Source organism: Flagellimonas sp. S3867 (genome assembly GCF_014698935.1).
In the GTDB taxonomy this organism is placed as follows: Bacteria; Bacteroidota; Bacteroidia; order Flavobacteriales; family Flavobacteriaceae; genus Flagellimonas.
The window spans coordinates 1,437,786-1,460,739 of the sequence record NZ_JACVMN010000001.1 but is presented as its reverse complement, the minus strand read 5'-3'; the positions used below and the strand labels follow the sequence as shown (position 1 = coordinate 1,460,739).

Annotated in this window: 20 protein-coding genes; 6 read left to right on the top strand and 14 right to left on the bottom strand. The window is 40.1% G+C overall.

Features of this window, described 5'->3' with window-relative positions; genetic code table 11:
- The first annotated feature begins 158 nt into the window (after positions 1–158).
- Positions 159–1,169, top strand: a complete 1,011-nt coding sequence (locus tag IAG46_RS06565; protein ID WP_190809500.1) for a DUF6588 family protein — start codon at positions 159–161, stop codon at positions 1,167–1,169.
- Positions 1,170–1,249: 80 nt separating this feature from the next.
- Here the strand turns inward: IAG46_RS06565 and IAG46_RS06560 are convergent, their stop codons facing one another.
- Positions 1,250–1,624, bottom strand: coding sequence for a hypothetical protein (locus tag IAG46_RS06560; RefSeq protein ID WP_223826597.1), 375 nt, complete (start codon positions 1,622–1,624; stop codon positions 1,250–1,252).
- A gap of 247 nt (positions 1,625–1,871) precedes the next feature.
- On the opposite strand from IAG46_RS06560, the gene mdh reads away from it, so the two are divergent.
- Together mdh and secDF are read left to right on the top strand one after the other, a co-directional pair.
- Complete coding sequence (gene mdh, locus IAG46_RS06555) at positions 1,872–2,798, top strand: malate dehydrogenase (RefSeq protein ID WP_190809499.1); 927 nt, start codon at positions 1,872–1,874, stop codon at positions 2,796–2,798.
- Between the two features lie 140 nt (positions 2,799–2,938).
- A complete protein-coding gene (gene secDF, locus IAG46_RS06550) occupies positions 2,939–5,902 on the top strand; it encodes a protein translocase subunit SecDF (protein ID WP_190809498.1) in 2,964 nt (987 codons plus the stop codon).
- Between the two features lie 48 nt (positions 5,903–5,950).
- Here secDF and IAG46_RS06545 read toward each other — a convergent pair whose 3' ends face one another.
- The 11 genes from IAG46_RS06545 to folE form a co-directional block, all read right to left on the bottom strand.
- Entirely contained in the window at positions 5,951–6,715 is a 765-nt protein-coding gene (locus IAG46_RS06545) for a HEAT repeat domain-containing protein (RefSeq protein ID WP_190809497.1), read from the bottom strand.
- An 11-nt stretch (positions 6,716–6,726) separates the two neighbouring features.
- The gene (locus IAG46_RS06540) at positions 6,727–7,053 is read right to left on the bottom strand and encodes a hypothetical protein (protein WP_190809496.1); all 327 of its coding nucleotides are present in this window, start codon (positions 7,051–7,053) and stop codon (positions 6,727–6,729) included.
- Positions 7,053–8,522, bottom strand: coding sequence for a pyridoxal-dependent decarboxylase (locus IAG46_RS06535; RefSeq protein ID WP_190809495.1), 1,470 nt, complete (start codon positions 8,520–8,522; stop codon positions 7,053–7,055). The genes IAG46_RS06540 and IAG46_RS06535 overlap by 1 nt, the downstream gene beginning before the upstream one ends.
- 62 nt (positions 8,523–8,584) lie before the next feature.
- The gene (locus tag IAG46_RS06530; protein ID WP_190809494.1) at positions 8,585–9,097 is read right to left on the bottom strand and encodes a GNAT family N-acetyltransferase; all 513 of its coding nucleotides are present in this window, start codon (positions 9,095–9,097) and stop codon (positions 8,585–8,587) included.
- Entirely contained in the window at positions 9,084–10,343 is a 1,260-nt protein-coding gene (locus tag IAG46_RS06525; RefSeq protein ID WP_190809493.1) for an ABC transporter ATP-binding protein, read from the bottom strand. The genes IAG46_RS06530 and IAG46_RS06525 overlap by 14 nt, the downstream gene beginning before the upstream one ends.
- A gap of 33 nt (positions 10,344–10,376) precedes the next feature.
- Positions 10,377–10,901, bottom strand: coding sequence for a GNAT family N-acetyltransferase (locus IAG46_RS06520; protein ID WP_190809492.1), 525 nt, complete (start codon positions 10,899–10,901; stop codon positions 10,377–10,379).
- The gene (locus tag IAG46_RS06515) at positions 10,901–11,413 is read right to left on the bottom strand and encodes a DUF192 domain-containing protein (RefSeq protein ID WP_223826596.1); all 513 of its coding nucleotides are present in this window, start codon (positions 11,411–11,413) and stop codon (positions 10,901–10,903) included. The genes IAG46_RS06520 and IAG46_RS06515 overlap by 1 nt, the downstream gene beginning before the upstream one ends.
- A 10-nt stretch (positions 11,414–11,423) precedes the next feature.
- Positions 11,424–12,359, bottom strand: a complete 936-nt coding sequence (gene lgt / locus IAG46_RS06510) for a prolipoprotein diacylglyceryl transferase (RefSeq protein WP_190809491.1) — start codon at positions 12,357–12,359, stop codon at positions 11,424–11,426.
- A 112-nt stretch (positions 12,360–12,471) separates the two neighbouring features.
- Positions 12,472–12,699 carry a membrane protein insertion efficiency factor YidD gene (gene yidD, locus IAG46_RS06505; protein WP_190809490.1) on the bottom strand — a complete coding sequence of 76 codons (228 nt, stop codon included), beginning with the start codon at positions 12,697–12,699 and terminating at the stop codon, positions 12,472–12,474.
- 26 nt (positions 12,700–12,725) lie between these two features.
- Positions 12,726–14,210 (bottom strand): cysteine--tRNA ligase, encoded by a 1,485-nt coding sequence (cysS, locus tag IAG46_RS06500; protein ID WP_190809489.1) that lies wholly within the window; start codon positions 14,208–14,210, stop codon positions 12,726–12,728.
- A 14-nt stretch (positions 14,211–14,224) separates the two neighbouring features.
- Entirely contained in the window at positions 14,225–14,905 is a 681-nt protein-coding gene (folE, locus tag IAG46_RS06495; protein WP_190809488.1) for a GTP cyclohydrolase I FolE, read from the bottom strand.
- Between the two features lie 133 nt (positions 14,906–15,038).
- On the opposite strand from folE, the gene IAG46_RS06490 reads away from it, so the two are divergent.
- Together IAG46_RS06490 and IAG46_RS06485 are read left to right on the top strand one after the other, a co-directional pair.
- Positions 15,039–16,841, top strand: coding sequence for a T9SS type B sorting domain-containing protein (locus tag IAG46_RS06490; RefSeq protein WP_190809487.1), 1,803 nt, complete (start codon positions 15,039–15,041; stop codon positions 16,839–16,841).
- A 111-nt stretch (positions 16,842–16,952) separates the two neighbouring features.
- Positions 16,953–18,401, top strand: a complete 1,449-nt coding sequence (locus IAG46_RS06485; protein ID WP_190809486.1) for a T9SS type B sorting domain-containing protein — start codon at positions 16,953–16,955, stop codon at positions 18,399–18,401.
- Between the two features lie 51 nt (positions 18,402–18,452).
- Here IAG46_RS06485 and IAG46_RS06480 read toward each other — a convergent pair whose 3' ends face one another.
- Both IAG46_RS06480 and IAG46_RS06475 read right to left on the bottom strand, forming a co-directional pair.
- Positions 18,453–19,952 carry an OmpP1/FadL family transporter gene (locus IAG46_RS06480; RefSeq protein WP_190809485.1) on the bottom strand — a complete coding sequence of 500 codons (1,500 nt, stop codon included), beginning with the start codon at positions 19,950–19,952 and terminating at the stop codon, positions 18,453–18,455.
- Positions 19,953–19,992: 40 nt separating this feature from the next.
- Positions 19,993–21,327 carry a hypothetical protein gene (locus tag IAG46_RS06475; RefSeq protein WP_190809484.1) on the bottom strand — a complete coding sequence of 445 codons (1,335 nt, stop codon included), beginning with the start codon at positions 21,325–21,327 and terminating at the stop codon, positions 19,993–19,995.
- A gap of 95 nt (positions 21,328–21,422) precedes the next feature.
- Here IAG46_RS06475 and proS point away from each other — a divergent pair, with 95 nt between their 5' ends.
- Entirely contained in the window at positions 21,423–22,898 is a 1,476-nt protein-coding gene (proS, locus tag IAG46_RS06470; RefSeq protein ID WP_190809483.1) for a proline--tRNA ligase, read from the top strand.
- The last annotated feature ends 56 nt before the right edge of the window (positions 22,899–22,954 follow it).

The window sequence follows — 22,954 nt, the reverse complement described above, 5'->3', positions numbered from 1 at the left end:
ATGTGCAAACAAAGCGTTATAAACAACACCTATAATTATATGGTTTACAAGCGAATTGCCCACAAAGAAAGTTGGCTAAATGCATATATAACAGCATTTCACAACAAAAACTGGTTACGGCATAGGGAGTTTTATAGTTTTAAGAAAAATTTTACAAAATGAGAAGAATAAGCCTTTTACTTGCGATGTGCAGTTTTTCGTTTGGAATGGCACAATCCAATTTGAATGATCTTTTGGCTGCGGGCCTAAATGATGCGGAACAATTTACCACTAATTGGCTTGCTCCAGTTACGGAGGCAGGTATTTACAGTATTTCAAATGGATGGTATAACTCTGCCGATGCCAAACCCTTGGCCGGATTTGAAATTTCTATTGTAGGAAACATAACAGGTTTCAAAAATAAATCCGATAAAAAGGCTTTTACCCTAAATACCGCCGATTATGAAAACCTTACGTTTGTAGATGGCAGCAGCTCTAAAGAAGTAGCTACGGCTTTGGGTGATATTGAAGGAGTGGATGTAGCCATAAATGCTACAATTGAAGGTCAACAAGTAAGTACCACTTTTGAATTGCCTTCGGGTTTATCCTCAGAGGATTTGAATTTTGTCCCTTCAGGATATATTCAGGCGAGTGTGGGTTTAATTAAAGGAACAGAGGTCAAAGCAAGGTTTTTGCCTAAAATCAATACAGATGATGTATCCATAGGACTTTACGGTTTTGGAATACAGCACGATTTTACCAAGCACCTTCCTGCCGATAAATTACTTCCCGTAGCAATATCCGCGGTAATCGGATACACCAACCTTAGTGGAGAGTATGATTTTACAAGTACAGGGGTTATTTCTGGAGAAAACCAGCGAATTGATGCCAAGTTCAGTTCTTGGAACTTTGCTGCTGTAGTATCTACGCGTTTACCTGTGATCAATTTTTATGGTGGATTGAATTACATCACCGGAAAAGCTGATACCGATATTCTAGGTAGATATGAAGTAGCTACCGCCGGAACCGCTATTGTTTACAACGACCCATTTATGATCAGTAATAAGGTCAGTGGAGTTTCCGCAAATGTTGGTACGAAACTAAAGCTTGGTTTCTTCAGAATCAATGCGGACTACAACATAGCTGAATTTAGCACATTTACCTTTGGTGTAAACTTCGGGTTTAGATAAGAAATAATAACCAACCTAAATAAAGTAGGCCCCAACGAAAGTTGGGGCCTACTATTTTCATATATGTACGTCTTCCACGATTATTCCCTGGTGGCGAAGACTGAACCGTTTTCCAGGGCTAGGACCTCAGGGTCATTGCTTTCTTTTAAACTTACGATTACATCAGTAACTTGTTCGTCTCCGAATGTAATGGAATATCTGCCATTTTCTTCGGACCATCTAAAATCGGTATAATACGTAAGGTTTGAATTGGTATAGGTTTGATACCTTCCTAAATATACATCGTTAAATATCCATTCTTCTCTGGTGGTTGAGCTTCTATTGACGCTCTCATCCGCGATAGAGGAATTTTTAACCCAGGTGCCTAAAATGGGATCGTTGTTTTCAGGAATGCTGCTACAGTTGCTTATTGCAATAATGCAAATAATGGACAACAATGAAAATAGCTTTTTCATAGTCTAAGTAGGTTAATCATAAATTTGGGATAATTAGAACGAAGATTCATCCTGAAGTATTGTCACAAATTCGACGTATGGCATGCAATTCGCTGAATTCTTCGTTGAACTGCAACCTTTGTTAACATACGAACTATTTTACCTATAAGTGTATCAGAAAAAACCTATAGCCTAAAATGGGTAAAAGTCAGTTTTTTTCTGACCTAAATGCCTTATTTTTGACCGATTAAAATAAAAACAGATAAAAATGAAAGTTACCGTAGTTGGAGCAGGAGCAGTGGGAGCTAGCTGTGCTGAGTATATTGCAATGAAAAATTTTGCGTCAGAAGTTGTTTTGTTGGATATAAAAGAAGGATATGCCGAAGGTAAGGCAATGGATTTGATGCAAACCGCTTCCTTAAATGGATTTGACACCAAAATTACTGGAAGTACAAGCGATTACTCTAAGACTGCAGGTAGCGATATTGCCGTAATTACTTCTGGTATTCCACGTAAACCTGGTATGACCCGTGAAGAACTTATTGGGATCAACGCTGGTATAGTAAAAACAGTATCATCCAGTCTATTGGAACATTCGCCAAATGCTATTTTGATTGTGGTAAGTAACCCAATGGACACGATGACCTATTTGGTACATAAGACTACAGGTTTGCCAAAACATAGAATTATAGGTATGGGCGGCGCTTTAGATAGTGCCCGTTTTAAATACCGATTGGCAGAAGCACTTGAAGCACCAATTTCTGATGTTGATGGAATGGTAATCGGAGGCCATAGTGATAAAGGGATGGTTCCGTTGATAAATCATGCTACCAGAAACAGTGTCAAGGTATCTGAATTTCTTTCAAAAGATAAAATGGATTGGGTAGTTCAAGAAACCAAAGTAGGAGGTGCCACATTAACTGGACTTTTGGGAACCAGCGCTTGGTATGCCCCAGGAGCTGCCGTTTCTGGATTGGTTCAAGCCATTGCTTGTGACCAAAAGAAAATGTTCCCTTGCTCCACTTTCTTGGAAGGTGAATATGGTCTTGATGATATTTGTATAGGTGTTCCCGTTCTTTTAGGAAGAAATGGTATCGAAAAGATTGTTGAAATCGATTTAAGTGATGCCGAAAAAGCCAAAATGCAAGAAAGTGCAGAAGGTGTTAAGAAAACCAATGGATTACTTCAGCTCTAATCTTTAAGGCTGAATAAGAATTTAAAATCAATGGGCAGGCGACTGCCCATTTGCAATTCCATCAATTTCTATTGGCAAATCTTGTCGGAAATGATATATTTGCACGCTGTTTATAAAAACTTCTAAAAATTTAATAATCAATGCAAAATAAAGGACTTATAAAGCTTTTTGCGCTTCTTTTTGGTCTGGTGAGCATTTATCAACTTTCCTATACTTTCATAGCAAGCAAGTTGGAAAAAGATGCTGAAACCTATGCTATTAGCCAAATTACAGAAGCTGAAGAAGATTATGTGGCAAAGCGCGAGGCTTTAGAAGCATCATATTTGGATTCCATTGGTACCAATCCTGTTCTAGGGTATACCAGCTATGATGATGCGAAGAAAAAAGAGTTGAACAAGGGATTGGACCTTAAAGGTGGTATTAACGTTACTCTTCAGATTTCTGTCAAGGACATCTTGAAAGGTTTGGCGAACAATACTAAAAATCCGGTATTCAATAAAGCACTATCCGATGCTGACGACGCATCCAAAAATAGCGATAACACATACATAGAGCTATTCTTTGAAGCTTTTGATAATATAAAAGGAGATACTAAATTAGCTTCTCCCGATATATTTGCGAACAAAGGATTAAGCGATGTGGTCAATTTTCAAATGACCGATGATGAGGTAAAACCTATCATCCGAAGAAAAATTGATGAGTCCATCGTTTCCGCATTTGAAGTACTCCGTGAGCGTATTGATGGTTTTGGGGTAACCCAGCCAAACATCCAAAGAGAAGGAAATTCAGGACGTATTTTAGTTGAATTGCCAGGAGCAAGGGATATTGCAAGAGCACAAGAGCTTTTGTCAAGTACTGCCCAATTGGAGTTCTGGGAAACCTATTCCCAAAACAACCAAGGATTAGGCGCCTTTTTTGTAAGCGCCAATGAAAGGTTAAAAGAGATTTTAGAACCTGTTGAGGAAGTGGAAGAAATATCAAAGCCAGAGTCTGAAATAGATTCTTTGCTTTCTGATGTTGCACAAGATTCGCTGGATTTGACCCCTCAGGTTAATCCTTTATTGAGCAAATTGATTCCTGCCAATCCCGGTAGTCATGCCATTGCAAGGGCATTGGTATCAGATACCGCAGAAATTGGCGGCTATTTGAGAATGCGTGAAATCAAAAGACTGTTGCCAAACGATGTTCAGTTCACCAAGTTCTTATGGGAAAGACCTGCCAAAGACTCTGAAGTTGTTGAACTCTTTGCTTTAAAATCCACTAGGGACAACACGCCACGAATCAGTGGAGATGTTGTTTCCGATGCACAAGACACTTTTGACCAGTATAACAAGCCGGCGGTAAGCATGACTATGAATACCAGAGGCGCCAAAGAATGGGAAAAATTGACAGGTGATGCTTTCAACAACCAAACTGGTATTGCCATTGTTTTGGATAACAAAGTATATACGGCCCCAGGCGTTTCATCCGGACCTATTTCTGGTGGACGTTCTGAGATTACAGGAACTTTTACCGTAAATGAAACCAAAGATATTGCCAATGTATTGAGAGCTGGTAAACTTCCTGCTTCTGCAGAGATCATTCAGTCAGAAGTTGTTGGCCCATCATTGGGTCAAGAAGCTATCGATAGTGGTTTTATGTCGTTTTTGATCGCCATGGGATTTGTTTTGGTTTGGATGGTGTTCTACTATGGAAAAGCCGGAATCTTTGCAGATATCGCCTTGGTATTAAACATCCTTTTGATTTTTGGAGTGTTGACAAGTCTTGGAGCGGTATTGACATTACCTGGTATTGCTGGTATCGTATTGACCATTGGTATGTCGGTAGATGCGAACGTACTGATATTTGAACGTATTAAGGAAGAATTGGCTCGTGGTAAAGGAAAAGCACAAGCTGTTGCCGATGGTTTCAGCAATGCATTGTCTTCCATTTTGGATGCGAATATTACAACCGGACTTACGGCGATTATCCTTTTCATTTTTGGTTCTGGACCAATTAAAGGATTTGCAACCACCCTTTTAATAGGTATTGTTACCTCCTTGTTTACTGCAATCTTTATCACACGCTTGTTGGTAGACTGGTACGTTTCCAAAAAAGGAAGAAGTCTGGATTTCTCAACCGGACTCACAAAGAATTTGTTCACCAACATGAGCATCAACTTCTTGGGCAAACGTAAGATAGCTTATATCGTTTCCTTTATTTTGGTTGGAGTTGGTATTTTCTCATTGATGACCACTGGTTTGCAACAAGGTGTTGACTTTGTTGGAGGACGTTCGTATCAAATCCGATTTGAAAAAGCCGTCAACCCTTCAGAAATCGCATCTGAATTAAATACGGTCTTTGGTAGCGGAACCAATGTAAAAACATTTGGCGAGGCCAATCAGATAAAAGTAACTACTCCATACAAGGTAGATGTTGAAGGTATTGAAGTAGATAACGAAATTCAGGATAAACTATATACGTCGCTTCAAAAGTACTTGCCAGATGGTACTTCTTTTGAGGACTTTACAGTAGGTGCTTCCGAAAAATCAATCGGAATATTACAATCCGTAAAAGTCGGACCGACCATTGCGGATGATATTAAGAATAATGCGTTTTTGGCCATTATTGGTTCATTGGCAGTTGTTTTTCTATACATCTTATTACGATTTAGAAGATGGCAGTTTTCACTGGGAGCAGTAATAGCTGTATTCCACGATGTGATGATCGTATTGGGCATCTTCTCTTTGACAGGTAGTTTTATGCCTTTCAACATGGAAATTGATCAAGCGTTTATTGCAGCAATATTAACGGTAATTGGTTATTCTTTGAACGATACCGTGGTTGTCTTCGACCGTATTCGTGAAATTGTAAACCTAAAAGGCTGGAAAAATGGTAAAAATATCAATCAAGCCTTGAATAGCACTTTGAGTCGTACATTGAACACCTCCTTGACCACATTGATCGTACTTTTGGCCATCTTTGTTTTTGGTGGAGAAAGTTTGAGAGGGTTTATGTTCGCAATGATCGTAGGGGTATTGGTTGGTACGTATTCTTCGGTCTTCATCGCAACTCCAATTATGTTCGATGCATTAAAAAAGAAGATTACTTCTTCCATAGAATAATATCAATAAGATTTATATATAAAAAGGCCACTCTTTAGAGTGGCCTTTTTATTTTCCCTTATAGTTGTTGTCAATATATGCTATCGCTTGCGATTGCGTAAGTGCTGCAAAATTTTTGTAGCGTTCGTGTACATCCACAATTTCATGCAACGCTTTTTCTACCAATTCTTTGTTTCCCCATTTGTTCAAGGCTTCAACCACAGTTGCTAAGCATTCTTTTTTGTATGCAATTTGACCTAACACATGAATCAAAGTATTTTTTACCCGGGCAGTTGGGTCATGCTCCAGTTCTTTAAGCAATGGGAGGATATCTTGAGGATACTTCCGACCTCTGAGTTCAATTCCATGGCAAATTTCCCGCCTCACCTCTTTGTCAGGATGGTGTAAATATTTCTTGGCCCAGGTCAACACCGGTTTTGGATTTTTCTCTCCCATCTTTTTAATAGACCCGATAACTGCATTTCTAACGGAATGATGTTCATCAAATAACCCGGTGTCAAAAAAATGGACCACAGCGTCAAAATCTGTTTTTCCCAATTCACCCGCTGCATTGACGGCAGTTTGTCTAACTTTTTCATGCTCCGAGACAAGAAGTCTTCCAAGTTGGGAAATAATAGTTGATATTGGAACCGCATTCGTTTTGTAGATTCTACCGATGGCTAAATAGCCTGCTTTCCTGATGTAGGTATCCTCGTCGGCAAAATATTTGAAAATATTTTCTTGTTGTCCTTTTTGAAGATTATGTAGTATGTTCAACTCAATTAGCCGAACCAGTTTATTCCTATCTTCCTTTGATAAATTGTAAAAACCCATTCGGAATTGGATTACTTTGGAGGTAAAGACATCACATACTCAAACCCCTTTTGAAGATAGGTTCCTAGCGTTTCCAGATCTGTAAACAAGGATTCAGGAATCAACACATATTCTCGCATTGTTGCTCCGTGGGATTTAAAAGGTTTTGCGCCGAAGGCTTTATCAAACTCTGCGGTAGTCTCCTTTGAAAGTCGAACGCCCAACTCATCATCTTTGTTGATCAGGGAAAACATATAGCCGTTTGCCGAAGTGTAGGGCATGGTCTTTCCCTTACGCTCAAAATTGGGGTTATTGGCCACCAATTTGTCATATATTTTTATAATAACCTTCCTGTCCATTAGTGCTCGAGTTTCAATGTTTTGGTTTCTACTTTCTTGGCTACATCGCGAATTGCATCCAATAAATAGTCAATGGTTTCTGAAGTCTTTCTATGGTTGATCAAACAAGCACGAATGGCATAGTCACCTTTAAGTGTGGTGCCCATAATAAATACACGTCCATCTTTCTCAAGTTCAGGCATAAGTTTATGATTGAACTCTACGACTTCTTGTTTGTTGGTCATCATGCCCACGTATCTAAAACAGGAAACGGCCAACTTTGAATCGGCTACCAATTCAAAATCCTCTGACTTTCGAACCTGTTCGTTCAGATATTGGGTAAGATCAATATCTTTTTGGATCATGGTTTTAAACTGTTGCATGCCGTAGGCCTTTATACTCATCCAGACCTTGAATGCTTTGGCATTTCGTGATAACTGAAAATAATGCTCATTAAACTCCAATCGATGTCCATCGTTGGCCAGTTCCGTATCCAGATATGCGGCTTTTTTGTAATACGTTCTGCGAAGATTATCCCAATTTCTTACCAAAGTGCAACCAGCTTCAAAAGGTTGGTATAACCATTTATGAAAATCGAGAGCGATGGAATCTGCTCGTTCCATTCCTTTGTATTCTGACTTTAAATCATCCAACACCGCAGCCAAAGCTCCATAGGCACCATCAACATGATACCATAACTCATATTTTTCAGCCAAATTCGCCAGTGCATCTAAATCATCGATGGCTCCGGTATTTACAGTGCCGGCATTTCCAATGATGCAAAATGGCCTCAGTCCGTTGAATATATCTTGCTTTATTTCTTGCTCCAAAGACTCCAAATCTATTTGGAAAACATCGTTAGTTTTTATTTTTCTTAAATAATCACTGCCAATACCCAGCAACTCCACACTTTTGTCTACACAATTGTGAACTTCTTCGGAGGCATAAACAACAAAAGGTTTTTGCCCAAAAAGACCTTTTTCGCGAATGCCTTCTTTCTCAAAGAAAATGTTCCTGCCAACTGTAATCCCAGTTAGGTTGGCGGCAGACCCTCCACTGACCAATACACCCCCCGCTTCAGGTGTAAATCCGAGCATTTGTGCTGTCCATTTAATAACCCGCTTCTCGATTTCATTCATAGCTGGCCCCAAATGCCATTTGGTCTGATTTTGATTGATGGTAGTGGCCAATTTTTCGGCGATGATGGAAATTTGATTGCCACCTGACATTACATAAGCGTACATATGTGGCCCTAGATTACCCGTTGCAGTGTTCAGTACTTTTTCTTCAATTTCATCCAATAATTTTGAAGCATCCATGCCATGTTCAGGCAGTTCTTCGTTAAACCATTGTTCCACTGCAGATTGAGGATGGTCATGGTATCCTTTTCGTTCATGGATATTTTCAAATTGGCGCAAGACTAGCTCATTGCTTTTATCCAAAAGCGCTTTGTAATCGTTTAGTGAAAAATCTAGGGAATTACTGTCCATAATATTATCGTTAACCTTTTTGGGTAGGGAAATATAAAGATAAGTGTATTTGCAATTTTATGCTATAGCAGGGATTTGGACATAGCCTGAAACTCAAAATGCTCCTTTCCAATTTGAAAATCGTGGTCGCCTATTTTCTTAAATCCATTTTTTTCATAAAATCGAATGGCGCGCAAATTTTCTTTGAGTACGGAAAGCCAGATTTTTGAAGCTTTGCTTTTAGCTTCTTCAAGAAGAACGTTTTGTAGTGTCAACCCAACTTTTTTGGATAGAAAATCTTTTAGCACATAAATCTTTTGAAGTTGACAGACATCTTGCTCTTTGATAAGTGGGGAAGGGGATTTTAATTTAAGTTTTGCATATCCCACGGGAAGACCATCGATAAATGCCAGCCAATACACATTGTTGGGTTTGGTCAGGCTATTTTTTAGTTTTTGCACGTTGAAGGTGAGACTCAAATAGTTTTCCAAATCGGTTTTGTCCCGGAAATAATGTCCAAAAGTTTCTGTGAAGGTTATCCTTGCCAACAGAGCGACAATGACCGCGTTGGAATGGGAGGCCTTAATTATCTCCATGTAGCTGTGCTTTGCCGGTGGACCCCGTCTGGTTCATCTCCAAAATGTAATTAAAATGGGGTTCCAATCCAATTTCTTTTCTGTGTGATACAAAAACAATGGCGGTGTCGCTTTCCTGCGCAATTTTATTGACCAAGGAAACAAATAGTGCCGCATTTTCATCGTCCAGGCCAGCGGTAGGCTCATCTAAAATGAGGAGAGGTGGATGTTTGATCATAGCCCTGGCGGTCATGACCAACCGTTTTTCACCAGCGGTAAGATTTAGAAACTGTTTGTTTCTTTTCTCTTCCAAATGCAAAAGCTTTACCCAGGAATGCGCCAAGAGCCGCGCCTGATCGGACGCTTTGTTATAAAGACCGACAGAATCATAAATTCCGGAAATCACCATATTTTCCAAAGTGTGATAGCCATTGAATTTGTCGGTCATTGCGGGAGTGAAATACCCTATTTTTTCCTTCAAATCCCAAACACTTTCGCCACTTCCTTTCTTTTGCCCAAACAAGGTAAGGTTTTGCCCGTAGCCTTTATGACTGTCACCGGTAATCATGGATAACATAGTGGTTTTGCCACTGCCATTGGGGCCAATAAGTTGCCAAAACTCTCCTTTTTTAATGGTCCAAGTGATTTCATCCAGTACTTGGCGCCCATCGAAACTCACTGAAACATTATTGAAATTGACCAGTTCAGTACCATCAACTGTAATTGGCACTATGGGCGGGGGAATGATTTCAGTAAACTGGTTGATTTTTTTGGTGTTTTCTTCCCAAAATACGCTGGCACTGGAGTAGGAGCAAAGTTCACTTTGCGCCAGTTTAAAAAAATCGGTAGTGATAGGAAGAATGTCATCCAACCTACTCACTATTTGAATCAAAGGGATTGAACTTGAAGTAGAGATCAACTTTTCTTTTAGATAGGCTTGAGTGGCAACATCCAGATTGTCATAGGGATTAACCAATACCAAAAATTCAGGCTTTTGTTCTAGAAGATATCTTAGCAATGCCTTTTTCTGCTCACCGCTGCTCATGGATTTTAAGGACTGGGAAGATGCTTTTGTAATTATTTTGGTGTCATGTCGTTCTTCCTCATCCATAAAACGTTCAATCTCGGACCTGGAAAAAAGCAACCCCTTTTTACCTTCTAAATTTTCAAATGCGGATATAGGAAAACCATTCAATACATCGGAAACCAAACTTTTGACTTGGGATTTGTTATCGATCAGTATTGCGTAGTTTTTGGTTGGGTTCATCCAGATATAGTGCTGTGGATTTCAAATTTAAGATTATCCTTGATTTACCCTAAAAATATGAACAGGATTGTCTTTGTAATTGGTTGTTTTGTCCAAATGCATACCATTTTTTTTGGCCACTTTTTGGGAAGGGATGTTGTCTACATGAATTATGGAAATCAAAGAAGGGGCAAAATTGTTGTCAAAAGCAAAGGTTCTGCATTTTTGTGCGGCTTCAATGGCGAAACCCTGCTGCCAGAATTTTGGTAGAACGGAGTAACCGATTTCCAATTCTTCAATTTCATCCACTGTTTGCACCAAAAGACCACAGATTCCCACCAATTGCCCTGTTTCTTTTAGAATAAGTGCGTTCATACCGCCAGACCCTTCTTCATATCTTTCAAAAATACGTTCAAACTGATCTGTGCAAGCTTTAACTGGATCTGATGGAAGTCCATCCCAGAATTGTGTGGATTTTGGGTCGAGATAAAACGGAAGCCAGGCATCAAAATCCGAAGTAAGGATTTTTCGGAAATGTAATCGTTCGGTGGTTTGGTTTTCTAAAAGGTAATTGGGCATTACAGTTTGTTATAGGAAATACTATCACCGACCGTTAATCCCATTTTATCCGATAGCCCTGCATTGATTTCCAGTACATATTTTATTGGAATTCCTGAAGACAATCCCGTCTCGTCAAACGGTTTTGCGTTTTTTTGGAAACTGGCAATCTTTAAGTTTTCATCAATATAGATGATGTCCAGCGCAAAATGGGTGTTCTTCATATAAAATGAATGCATTGCCACATCATCAAAAATGAACAGCATTCCCTGATTTTCTTCCATGGTGTCACGATACATCAAACCAGTTTGTGTCTCATATTCGGTTTCTGCAATCTCAATATCGAATTGGGCCAACTTCGAATTATTTTCAGCTGATGAAACCATCAGTTCGCCTTCTTTAGTGAAGGCTATGTTTTCTGTTTTTATTTCCTTTTTAGATTCTGTTTTACAACTTGAAACGATAAAAAAGCTTGAAAAGAAAAGCACCAAAACCCTCATGGACATAAGCATTTTCGATTGATATTTGAGCATTGACAATTGTTTATTGTTTTTGGGGTGAAGGCCTGAACATAAAGTAGAGTCCAACGAAGATCATGGGAATACTAAGCCATTGTCCTGTTGAAAGAAATCCTAATGATTCTTCGAAACCACCTTGACTCTTTTTGAAATATTCCACAACGAAACGTACGGTCCACAAACAAACCATAAATAGGCCAAAGAGATAACCGGTTTTGTTCTTTTTATCTGTTTTCCAGTACAATTTGTACAATAGAATAAACACGAAAAAGTAACATATGGCCTCGTACAATTGGGCCGGATGACGATAGGGGATGGATTCCAATATGGATGCAAATTCCGGTTTGTTTTCGATAGCTTTATAGGCAGCGCTCACCGATTTTTCTTTTGTCAGTGCTATAGCTTTAGATGCGGGCATGTCATCCGAATCTCGAATAAATCGAACCGCAAACGCAAAAGACTCCTTAACTTCTTTTCCATTGATTTCGGAATTGAAAAAATTACCTAAACGCACAAAACTGGCACCAATGGCAGATGGAATTACCATTTTATCAAGAAGCCATAACATTTTAATGTCCTTCCATTTTCTGCAATACAGCCAGACACCGACTATTGCGGCAATGGTGGCGCCATGACTAGCCAAACCAGCAAATCCTGTGAATTCAAACTCTGGAACTGTCCTAATGGGCAGCAAAATGGATAAAGGGTCTTGACTGAAAAGCTCAGGTTGGTAAAATATCACGTGTCCCAACCGAGCTCCTAACATAATAGAGACAAGGCCATAAATGAAAAGCGAATCCACTTGCTGGATGGTCTTTTTTTCATTCAAAAAGATGCGTTTTATGATAACCCAGCCAACCAAAAAAGCGGCAATCCACAAAAGGTTGTAATATTTAAGTTGAATAAAACCCAGTTTTAGCAAGGTGCCGTCGGGATTCCAATTAAAGCCTAAGAAGTACATCCAGTAAAATTTTGGTCTAAGATAATTACTTTGAGCGGTAAGATGGTTGGATTATAATAATTTTAGATATTGAAGCGTAAACTTTGTGTTTGAACTTAATTACTGTTCTTATTTAGGGAACCGGATCATACCCTTTACCGCCCCAGGGATGACAGCTAAAAATCCGTTTTATGGATAGCCACCCTCCTTTAAAAAGCCCATGCTTTTCTAATGCTTCTAAGGTATAAGCGGAACAGGTTGGGGAATAACGACAGGTTGCAGGTGTTAGCGGTGAAATTAAAAGCTGGTACAGTTTGACCAAGAGAACAAAGGGAGCAATAAGGATTTTCTTAAATGTCATTCTCCTAGTTCTGTATGGTTTTGTGATTACTGATTAGTGCTGAAAGTTGTTCCTTCCTTGCCGTCTTTAAGTTGGATGCCCAAAGCGGTAAGTTCATCTCTAATTTTATCTGAGGTTGCAAAATCCTTGTTTGCTCGGGCCTCGTTACGCAACTCAATCAACAATTCCATTACTCCGCTTAGCGCACTGGTATCATCTTTAGTCGTCTTTTGATTTTCCACACCCAAAATGTCATGGACAAAATTGTTTAGCGTAGTCTGTAACAAGGATTTATCTTCTTTGATGATGCTTTCTTTTCCTTCCTTAATCAGGTTGATGCGCTTTACGGCCTCAAAAAGATGTGCAATTAGGATGGGCGTATTAAAATCATCATTCATGGCATCATAACACTTTTGCTGCCATGCTTTATAGTCAAAATCTGAAGTTGCTCCTGTTTTTAGCGAATCAACGCATTCCAGAGCATCCATTAATCGATAGTATCCTTTTTCCGATGCCTGAAGTGCATCATCACTAAGATCCAAAATACTGGTATAGTGCGCCTGCATCATAAAAAATCGAACTACGGCAGGGGAATATGCCTTGCTCATGATGTCGTTCTCGCCAGTGAACATTTCCGAAGGATAGATGTTATTTCCTGTGGATTTGGACATTTTTTTTCCATTCAAGGTCAACATATTGGTATGCAACCAGTATTTGACAGGAGATTTTCCAGTACTCGCTTCGGATTGTGCAATTTCACATTCGTGATGCGGAAATTTTAAATCCATTCCACCTCCGTGAATGTCAAAAGTTTCACCTAAATATTTGGTACTCATGGCGGTGCACTCTAAATGCCATCCTGGGAAACCATCTCCCCAAGGTGAGGGCCATCTCATTATATGTTGAGGCTCTGCTTTTTTCCAAAGGGCAAAATCTTGCGGACTTTTTTTATCACCCTGTGCAGTCAACTCACGGGTGTTGGCAATCATATCCTCAAGTTTTCTTCCACTGAGTTTGCCATAGTCATTACTCTCATTGAACTTGGGAACGTCAAAGTAAACCGAACCATTTACTTCATAAGCATAGCCATTTTCAATGATTTCTTTGATAATCTCAATTTGTTCAATGATATGACCCGTAGCCGTGGGTTCAATGCTTGGGGGTAAAAAATTGAACTTTTGCAGTGTTTCATGAAAATCAACGGTATACCGCTGTACTACTTCCATGGGCTCAATTTGTTCCAATTTGGCCTTTTTGGCGATTTTGTCCTCGCCCTCATCCGCATCATTTTCCAAATGCCCAGCGTCTGTGATATTTCGAACATAGCGTACTTTAAACCCTAAATGTTTGAAATAGCGGAAAATCATATCAAAAGACATGAACGTACGGCAATTTCCAAGGTGCACATTGCTATATACCGTAGGTCCGCAGACATACATACCAATATGGCCTTCATTTATGGGTTTGAAAACCTCTTTTTTTCCTGTAAGTGAATTGTGTACTCTTAGGGTGTGGTTTTTGTAAAGTTGCATTGAAAAGCTTAGGATTAAAACTCAGTATCTAGGTTGATGTAGTCCAAAAATTCCCTTCTAACAGCTTCATCCTTGAATTTGCCTCCATATTCGGCGGTAACAGTGCTACTATCTACATCTCGGATTCCCCTGGAGTTTACACAAAGGTGTTTTGCATCAATTACACAAGCTACATCTTCAGTGCCTAAAGCTTTTTGAAGTTCTTTTACAATCTGTATGTTCAATCGTTCCTGGACTTGTGGGCGTTTAGCGTAGTAATCCACAATTCGGTTCATTTTGGAGAGACCAATCACTGTTCCTCCTGAGATATAGGCGATATGTGCTTTGCCAACGATAGGCAATAAATGATGTTCACAGGTCGAATAAACGGTAATGTTCTTTTCAACCAGCATTTCGCCGTATTTGTATTTATTCTGGAATGTTGAGGGTTTTGGTTTGCGTTTTGGGTGCAAGCCACCAAAAATCTCATTGACGAACATTTTGGCAACTCTTTTAGGAGTTCCGTTCAAACTGTCATCATCCAAATCAAGACCTAGCGTAAGCATAATTTCGCGAACGCTACTTTGTATTCTTTCTATCTTTTCTTCATCGCTCAATACAAAAGCATCATCCCTAATAGGGGTTTCCGTTGAAGAGCCAACGTGGTCGTCACCTCTTTCCTCATACTGTTCTTCCAAAGCCTGCTCTAGTTTCATTGCTGTTTCTTCAAGGAAGCAAAGATATACATTAATGTACTATTTAACATCTGGTATGTATACTTTGACAACATAAATTATTGTTAAGGAAATGGCTGATTTACTTTTATAATGCCCAAACCTACAATAGTTTATGGTGAGATTAGTCGCAGCAACCCTAATAATGGCTTTTTATAGCCAGGTGGCCCTTTCACAGGTATCACCCGATTGTGGTGGTGCTATCCCTATTTGTAACAACACACCGGTCAATGGTGGTTCTAATGGATATGGCGTGGATGACTTCAACGGTGCCTCATCAAGTGGGTGTTTGGAGCAGACAACTTCAGGTTCTATAGAATCCAATTCGGTCTGGTATCGATTTCGAACCATGGCTGCTGGTGAATTAGGCTTCAATATTGGCCATGATAGCAGTGAAGATTGGGATTTTGCACTATACAGGACTAGCGATTGTAATACTTTGGGAGATCCTGTTCGCTGTAATTTCTTTGATAATAGCGACAACATCTCATTTATCGGAGTGGGTGAGGATCCAACCGGGAACGCGAACTCCGTACATTTTGAAGATTGGCTTCAAGTAAATGCGGGAGAGGATTACTATCTGTTCATCAATAATTTCAGCAACGTAAATTCTGGTTTTTCAATCCAGTTTACAGGTGATATTTTTACGACCAACCCAACAGATGCATTGGACTGTTCCATTATAAACAATCTTTTGGGCGCACCTATTGCAGCTTGTGAAGGAGATACGGTGAATTTGGATGCAACAACGGTGGGAGCTACAGCTTACGAGTGGTATAGTGATACGGGAAGTGGTTTTCAACTGATTCCTGCAGAAACTAATCCCACGATGAACGTGACAACTTCTGCCCAATACCGAGTGGTTGTAATTACGCCAACAGGAAATATTATCAGCGACGTACAGGCGGTTTTTAATCCCATACCAATCACCAATGTTGTTTCTGATGAGCTGTTCTGCCATACTTCGGGAATGATTTTCGATTTGGAAACAAAAGATAGCGAAGCATTGGGGGCGCAGAACCCTGACGAGTTCATGGTAAGTTATCATCACACCCAAACGGATGCGATGACTGGATTAAACCCCATATCGAAACAATTTTTAAAGAATCCAGGTCAAGAAAATATTTTTATAAGGATTTACTCATTGACGAATCCAGATTGTTATGATGCTTCGGAAAGTTTTAGCATCAATGCTGTTGTGTCTCCTGAGTTAACTTTTGCTGATGAGACAACTCTGTGTGAAAATTCGAGCGGTATCATCATAGGTGAAACCGCACCCAACCCTGCATATTCTTATGCTTGGAGTTCAGGGGAACTTACCCCGAGCATTAACGTTACACAGGCTGGTGAATATACGTTGACCGTAACAAATTCCATTGGTGGGTTAAATTGTGAAGCAAGTAGAACAGTTCAAGTGAATATGTCTGAACTTCCCATGATTACCGATGTGGAAGTTGAGGATTTCCAAGCGAATAGCAAGGTTACCGTTCTCACAGATTCACAAGGTAATTTTGAATATCGAATCGATAACGGTGCCTATCAATCAAGCAATGTATTTGAAGATGTTGCTGGAGGAATGCATACCATAACCATGCGAGATTTATTTGGATGTGGAGAGGTAACGGAGAATATTGTTGTGGTCGGATTTTTACCTATTTTTTCACCCAATGGCGATGTACTCAATGAATCTTGGCAAATAGATGGACTTTCGGCTTTGAACTCACCAATTGTCACTATTTATGACCGTTATGGAAAACTAATTGCACAATTAACCGAATTCAGTCCAGGGTGGGACGGAAGCTTCAAAGGCAAACCATTGCCATCCACGGATTACTGGTTCAAATTATCCTATTTGGACAACGGTGGCAACCGGGTTTTTGCTAAATACATTCAGAACCATTTTTCATTGAGACGATAGTGAAAGTGTATTTTATCGATTAACTGTATAATTTTTCGGTTAAAAAATACTAAAAGGAGTCTTTTGGGAGTTATAAAAGTTATCACAGAATAACCTTTAGCCCCAAATTCTATGAGAGCTCTATTTTGCGCTATATGTTGTTTGTTTCTGATACCTTTTGCAACAAGCGCCCAAAATTCTGCGGATTGTAGGACAGCAATTCCAGTTTGTGCAGATGCACCTATTATATCAGCCACGGATGGAAGTGGAGATATTGATGATTTTGATCCAATGGTAATCACGCAATCAGGTTGCCTGGAAAAGGGAAGCGTAGCCTCTGCAAATATTGAAAACAACACTTCTTGGTATGTTTTTAGAGCGGGAACAGATGGGCAGATCGGTTTTGATATTGAAGCTCAACCCGTCATTCCAGCCGGAATAGTCACTTCTGAATTGGATTTTGCACTTTATGGACCCTTTGACCAAACAGCGGGACAAAATTTTTGCACCCTAGTGGGCAATGGATCAGCACAACCCATTCGCTGTAATTATGAAGTGAACGACACCAATTTTACTGGTATTGGCGTTAATCCCGTGGATGGCCGAGTAGGGGCACCATTTGTAGTAGGTAGTCAGAACACCTATGATGAATATATAGATGTGATCGCAGGCGAGATCTACTATTTGTTTATAAATAATTACAATACCAACTTCAACGGTGACCCAGAACCTTTTACCTTGACATTTACCGGTACCTCCGTCGATGCAGATCAGAATACTGCTTTGGATTGTACGCTTCGGGATGAATTTTTGGGTCTTGATATTATCGCATGCGAAGGTGATCCGGATATTGTTTTGAGTGCTTTGAATTCACCGGCAGGTCCTAACATTGCAAATATTACCTGGGAATTGGATGCGGATGACGATGGAACCTATGAAACCGTATTGGCAAGTGGTCCGGCTCAAACTGAATTAACGGTAACTAGCCCAAATTCTGGTAGATATCGGGTGACTATTGAAACTACTTTTGCTACTACAATTACAGATGATATCCTGATTACATTTTTCGGTATTCCCCAATTAGATCAAGTAACTGTCATAGATGATTTGGTCAATAGTGATCAAACCGATCCCTACAACATTGAGATTGAAGTACTGGGCGATGGAGATTATGAATATGCCATAAACGGTGGGGAATTTCAAGACGACCCCCAATTTTTTGATGTACCCCCAGGAATCAACACTGTAATTATTAATGATAAAAATGGTTGTGGGACTACTGAGCCCATCGAATTTCTTGTGGTTGGATATCCTAAGTTCTTTACTCCCAACGGAGATGGTGTACACGACAATTGGAATGTGTTGGGCATAGAGACACTCTCCAATCCTGCAGTTTTCATTTTTGATCGTTATGGTAAGATGTTAAAACAATTGGACGGCTCTACCCTTGGTTGGGATGGTACATTCAATGGAAGAGCGTTACCTTCTTCCGATTATTGGTTCCGATTGGATTATGAACGGGATGACAATGGGGTTTTTGTAGCGCGATCTGTAAGACGTCACTTTTCTTTGGTTCGATAATAAAAAAAAGACCGGAATAAATCCGGCCCTTTCACACTAAATTATCTAAGCTTAAAATTTTAAGGTATATCCTAAGGTAATATTGGTATTGATATGGTTTATCATTGCAGTACTGTTTATACCTGAATCGAACAACAAGGTATTTACATCTTGTTCTGTTCTGCTGAAAGCCAAATCCAATCTGCTTCCTCCAAAATTATATCCGATACCTCCAGAATATCCGTTAAGGTCACCGATAATATCTCCATTTTCATAAGGACTTTGCTCATATCTGTAGCCACCTCTCAAACTTACTTCTTCAATACGAAGTTCTCCACCTAATCTGTACGTATTCACAACGCCCAATTGACTGGCTATAAAATCGTTTTCTGAAGTGAAATTAGGGTCGGTTGTAGGGCGTAATTCAGCTTCTGACATATCTTGATGGCCATAATCAAAGCTCAACAATCCATCTTTGCCAAAAACAACAGCTACACTACCAGTAAGTTTGGCCGGAACCTTTATGCGGTATTCCTCAAAGAGATTTACAATGCTAAAGTTGATAAAATTAATATCCGATACTGCCAAGGTTGAATTAATTCGTTGAGACACATCATCGGTCAATTCATACCAAGTTGGGGATTGATAGCTACCACCAACCCGAATATTGTCGTTCAATTTGGCTATTCCACCTAAACTGAATGAAAATCCATACCCCTCAGTGTGTAAAAAATTATCAAATGTTGTGGATTGCACAGGTGAACTCACATCGTAACCGTCTTCATCCAATAGGGTCAACCTATCATATAACACAGAATGGAAGTTAAGCGAAGCTCCTAAATAAAGATTTTCTTGATATTGTCCGGCTACGTTCACAGTGAACTTGCTGTTGTATCCTGAAGTGCTTTGAATATATCTTTGGTTTACACTGGTGTATTCGGCATTGGAAAAATAAGCGGTGTTGGCATCAACATCATCTGTTGGCTCGATAATTCCTGCTTGAAAACCTAAAAATGCTTGTTGAGCTCCAAAACCAAGGTCAGAGCCAATATTTAGATAGGCATCTTCAATGTTCTCGCCTTGTTGGACCCTCAAATTACCAAGGGTTTCTCCATCGGCAAAATTTAAAAAATAATTGTCTATGCCCTGAGTTGTGTTACCGGCAACGGCAAATTCATTGTCAAAATTTCGCGCAAGGTCATAATTGAAAGAAAGTGCCAGTTTTTTCCATGGGTTGTCCGTCGATTTGAATACAAAAACCCCACCTACCTGATTCAGTTCGGTGCTGTTGGTGTCGCTATTTCTAAAGCTATTGCCGAACAAGGCATCATTGTCCCGATTGTAGTTGGAACCTGAAATAGTAAACTGACTAAAATTGAAAACGGCAGAACCGGCCGGGTTTACGTTTAAAGACGACAAATCGCCACCAAGTGCCCCGAAAGCGCCTCCCATTGCCTGGAATCTTGCGGTTCCAATAATGTTTTCTTGACTGTATCGCAATACATCATTAATGTTTTGGGCACTTGCAAAAGCGCATACCAACACCATGATGAAAGTTGAAATCCTTTTCATTTTGAGTGATTTAGTTTTTTAAATAAAACAGTGTGAAATGTTATTGTCTACGGCTACTTCTTGATGATGAACGCGATGCTCCTGAGCTTCTGCTGCTGCTACTTCTTGATGATGAGCGCACTGCCCCTGAGCTTCTGCTTCCACCGGAACTTCTACTGAAGTTTCTGCCACTACTTCGGCTACTGCCCGAGCTTCGATAACTTCTAGAACTACTACCAGAACTTCTATAACTTCTTCCGCTAGATCCACTTCTATAATTGCCTGAACTTCTTGGGCTGGTAGATCTTCTGTAATTGCTGCTTCTTGGTGCAGTTCGACCAGAAGATTGGTAATTTCTTGAGCTTCTCCCCGGCGTACGATAAATGGTTGAACTCCGTCCTGAAGTTGCACCTCTTCTGTAAGTTCCACTACTTCTAGTGGATGGTGAAGTGCCATAAGAACGACCAGTTCTAGAACCTCTATAATTAGGTGTGGTACGGGTGCTTCTGCTAGAGCGGTAATTTCTGTTTCTTGCAATGGCATCGGCACCAACTGCTCTTCTTGCTGTTGTTCCACTTCGGTAAGACCTTGTGCTTCTGGCTGCAGATGAAGTACGACTGGCATTGGAACGACCACTAGCTCTATATCGTGAGGAATTTCCTCTTGTTCTTGAAGCTAGGTTAGATCTTCCCCTTAATGAGGTCCCCCGAACGGAACTTGCGTATCCTCTTCTGCCACGGTTGTATGAATAACCTCTGTTGTAAGGACGGCCCCAGCGATTTCCGTAATATCCACCCCATCCGAAACCAACTCCAGCATAACCCCAGTAAGGGTAACCACCCCAACCATATCCGTAGCCTGCATAACCCCAACGGTTCCATCTCCAAGGATTGTTCCATCCATATCCATAAAATCCACCCCATCCGTAGCCATTCCACAGCCATGGGTCGTTCCATCCCAAACCGAAGCCGCCCCATCCCCAGTTGTCATAAACATTGATGGAAACACTTGTTGGGTTATCACCCCATCCTGGATTTCCGCTATATGTATTGTTGTTTGCAAAATAATTGGTCTGTTCGCCCAATGGAATACTGTCGTTTTCTACACCGCTATTATAACTGTCGATATCGGTAAAGATTTCATCTTCCAAAATTTCGTTGTACTCATCAGCTTTTTGCCCAAAATAATCTCCATATAGATCACTTTCCTGCTGTTGAATCCTAACACCTTCCGCTGATTTCTTTTCAACATTAACAACACGATTACCGTTGGAATAAATTCCATCGTCATCATAATATGAAGCTTGTTGGTAAGAACCGCAGGAGGCCAATAAGAGAGTGGCCATAACAAACACGGCAATGATTTGGGTTTTTGGGCGGGGTAAAGACTTTGTCATGATGCAATTTTTATTGTTGAACATACTAAAAATAGTTAGTTTTGCCCAACTATTTTTGATGATAAAGTCACAAGTTTTGTGCCAAACTACTGTAGATGGGTAAAAAATTAACAAGTCGAAGCGAGGATTATTCCAAATGGTATAATGAACTTGTGGTAAAGGCTGATTTAGCGGAGAACTCTGGTGTCAGGGGCTGCATGGTTATTAAACCGTATGGATTTGCAATTTGGGAAAAGATGCAGGCCCAGTTGGATAAGATGTTCAAAGAGACTGGGCATGAAAATGCGTATTTCCCGCTGTTTATTCCGAAATCCTACTTGAGCAAGGAGGCTAGTCATGTTGAAGGATTTGCCAAAGAATGCGCGGTAGTGACCCATTATCGATTGAAAAATGCGGAGGATGGAAGTGGTATTATCGTGGATGAGGATGCCAAATTAGAGGAGGAGCTAATTGTTAGACCAACTTCTGAGACCATTATTTGGGATACCTATAGAAAATGGATACAATCCTATCGTGATCTACCCCTATTGATCAACCAATGGGCCAATGTGGTGCGTTGGGAAATGCGTACACGCTTGTTTTTACGTACAGCTGAGTTTTTATGGCAAGAAGGACATACCGCACATGCCACAAAAGAAGAAGCACTGGAAGAAGCTGAACAAATGATGCACGTTTATGCTGATTTTGCAGAAAATCACATGGCTGTTCCCGTAATTAAGGGTACCAAAACTGAAAGCGAACGTTTTGCCGGTGCCGAGGAGACCTATTGCATAGAGGCTTTAATGCAAGATGGAAAAGCATTGCAAGCAGGGACTTCTCACTTTTTGGGACAGAACTTTGCCAAGGCGTTTGATGTAAAATTTGCCACCAAGGAAGGAAAACAAGAGCATGTGTGGGCAACTTCATGGGGAGTTTCGACAAGGTTAATGGGAGCATTGGTCATGACCCATAGTGATGACAATGGTTTGGTGCTTCCTCCTAAATTGGCGCCTATTCAAGTGGTGATTGTTCCTATATATAAAGGTATAGACCAATTGGATGCCATTTCGGAGAAAGTAGAGCCTTTGGTGAAGGAACTTCGCTCTAAAGGAATTTCGGTAAAATTTGACAAACGAGATACCCACAAGCCAGGGTTTAAGTTCAACGAATATGAGCTGAAAGGAGTTCCAGTGCGTTTAGCAGTAGGTCAACGTGACTTGGAAAATGAGACGTTTGAAGTTGCCCGAAGAGATACCTTGCAAAAAGAATCGGTGAAAGCGGATGATATTGTGGCTAAGATCACCTCTTTGCTAGAAGAGATTCAGAAGAATATCTATAAGAAGGCCCTGGATTATCGTGAAGCTCATATTACCGAAGTAGATTCATATGATGAATTTAAAAAAGTAATTGAAGAAAAAGGTGGATTTGTTTCTGCCCATTGGGACGGAACTTCTGAAACTGAGGATAAGATCAAAACAGAGACCAAGGCGACCATTAGATGCATTCCTTTTTATGGTGAGAAAGAAGATGGGAGCTGCATGGTCACGGGCAACCCTTCCGTTCAAAGGGTACTGTTTGCAAAGGCATATTAAGCGGTTAAAAATTTTTACTAACTGTTGCAAGACTTAAAAATAGTTGTATTTTTGCA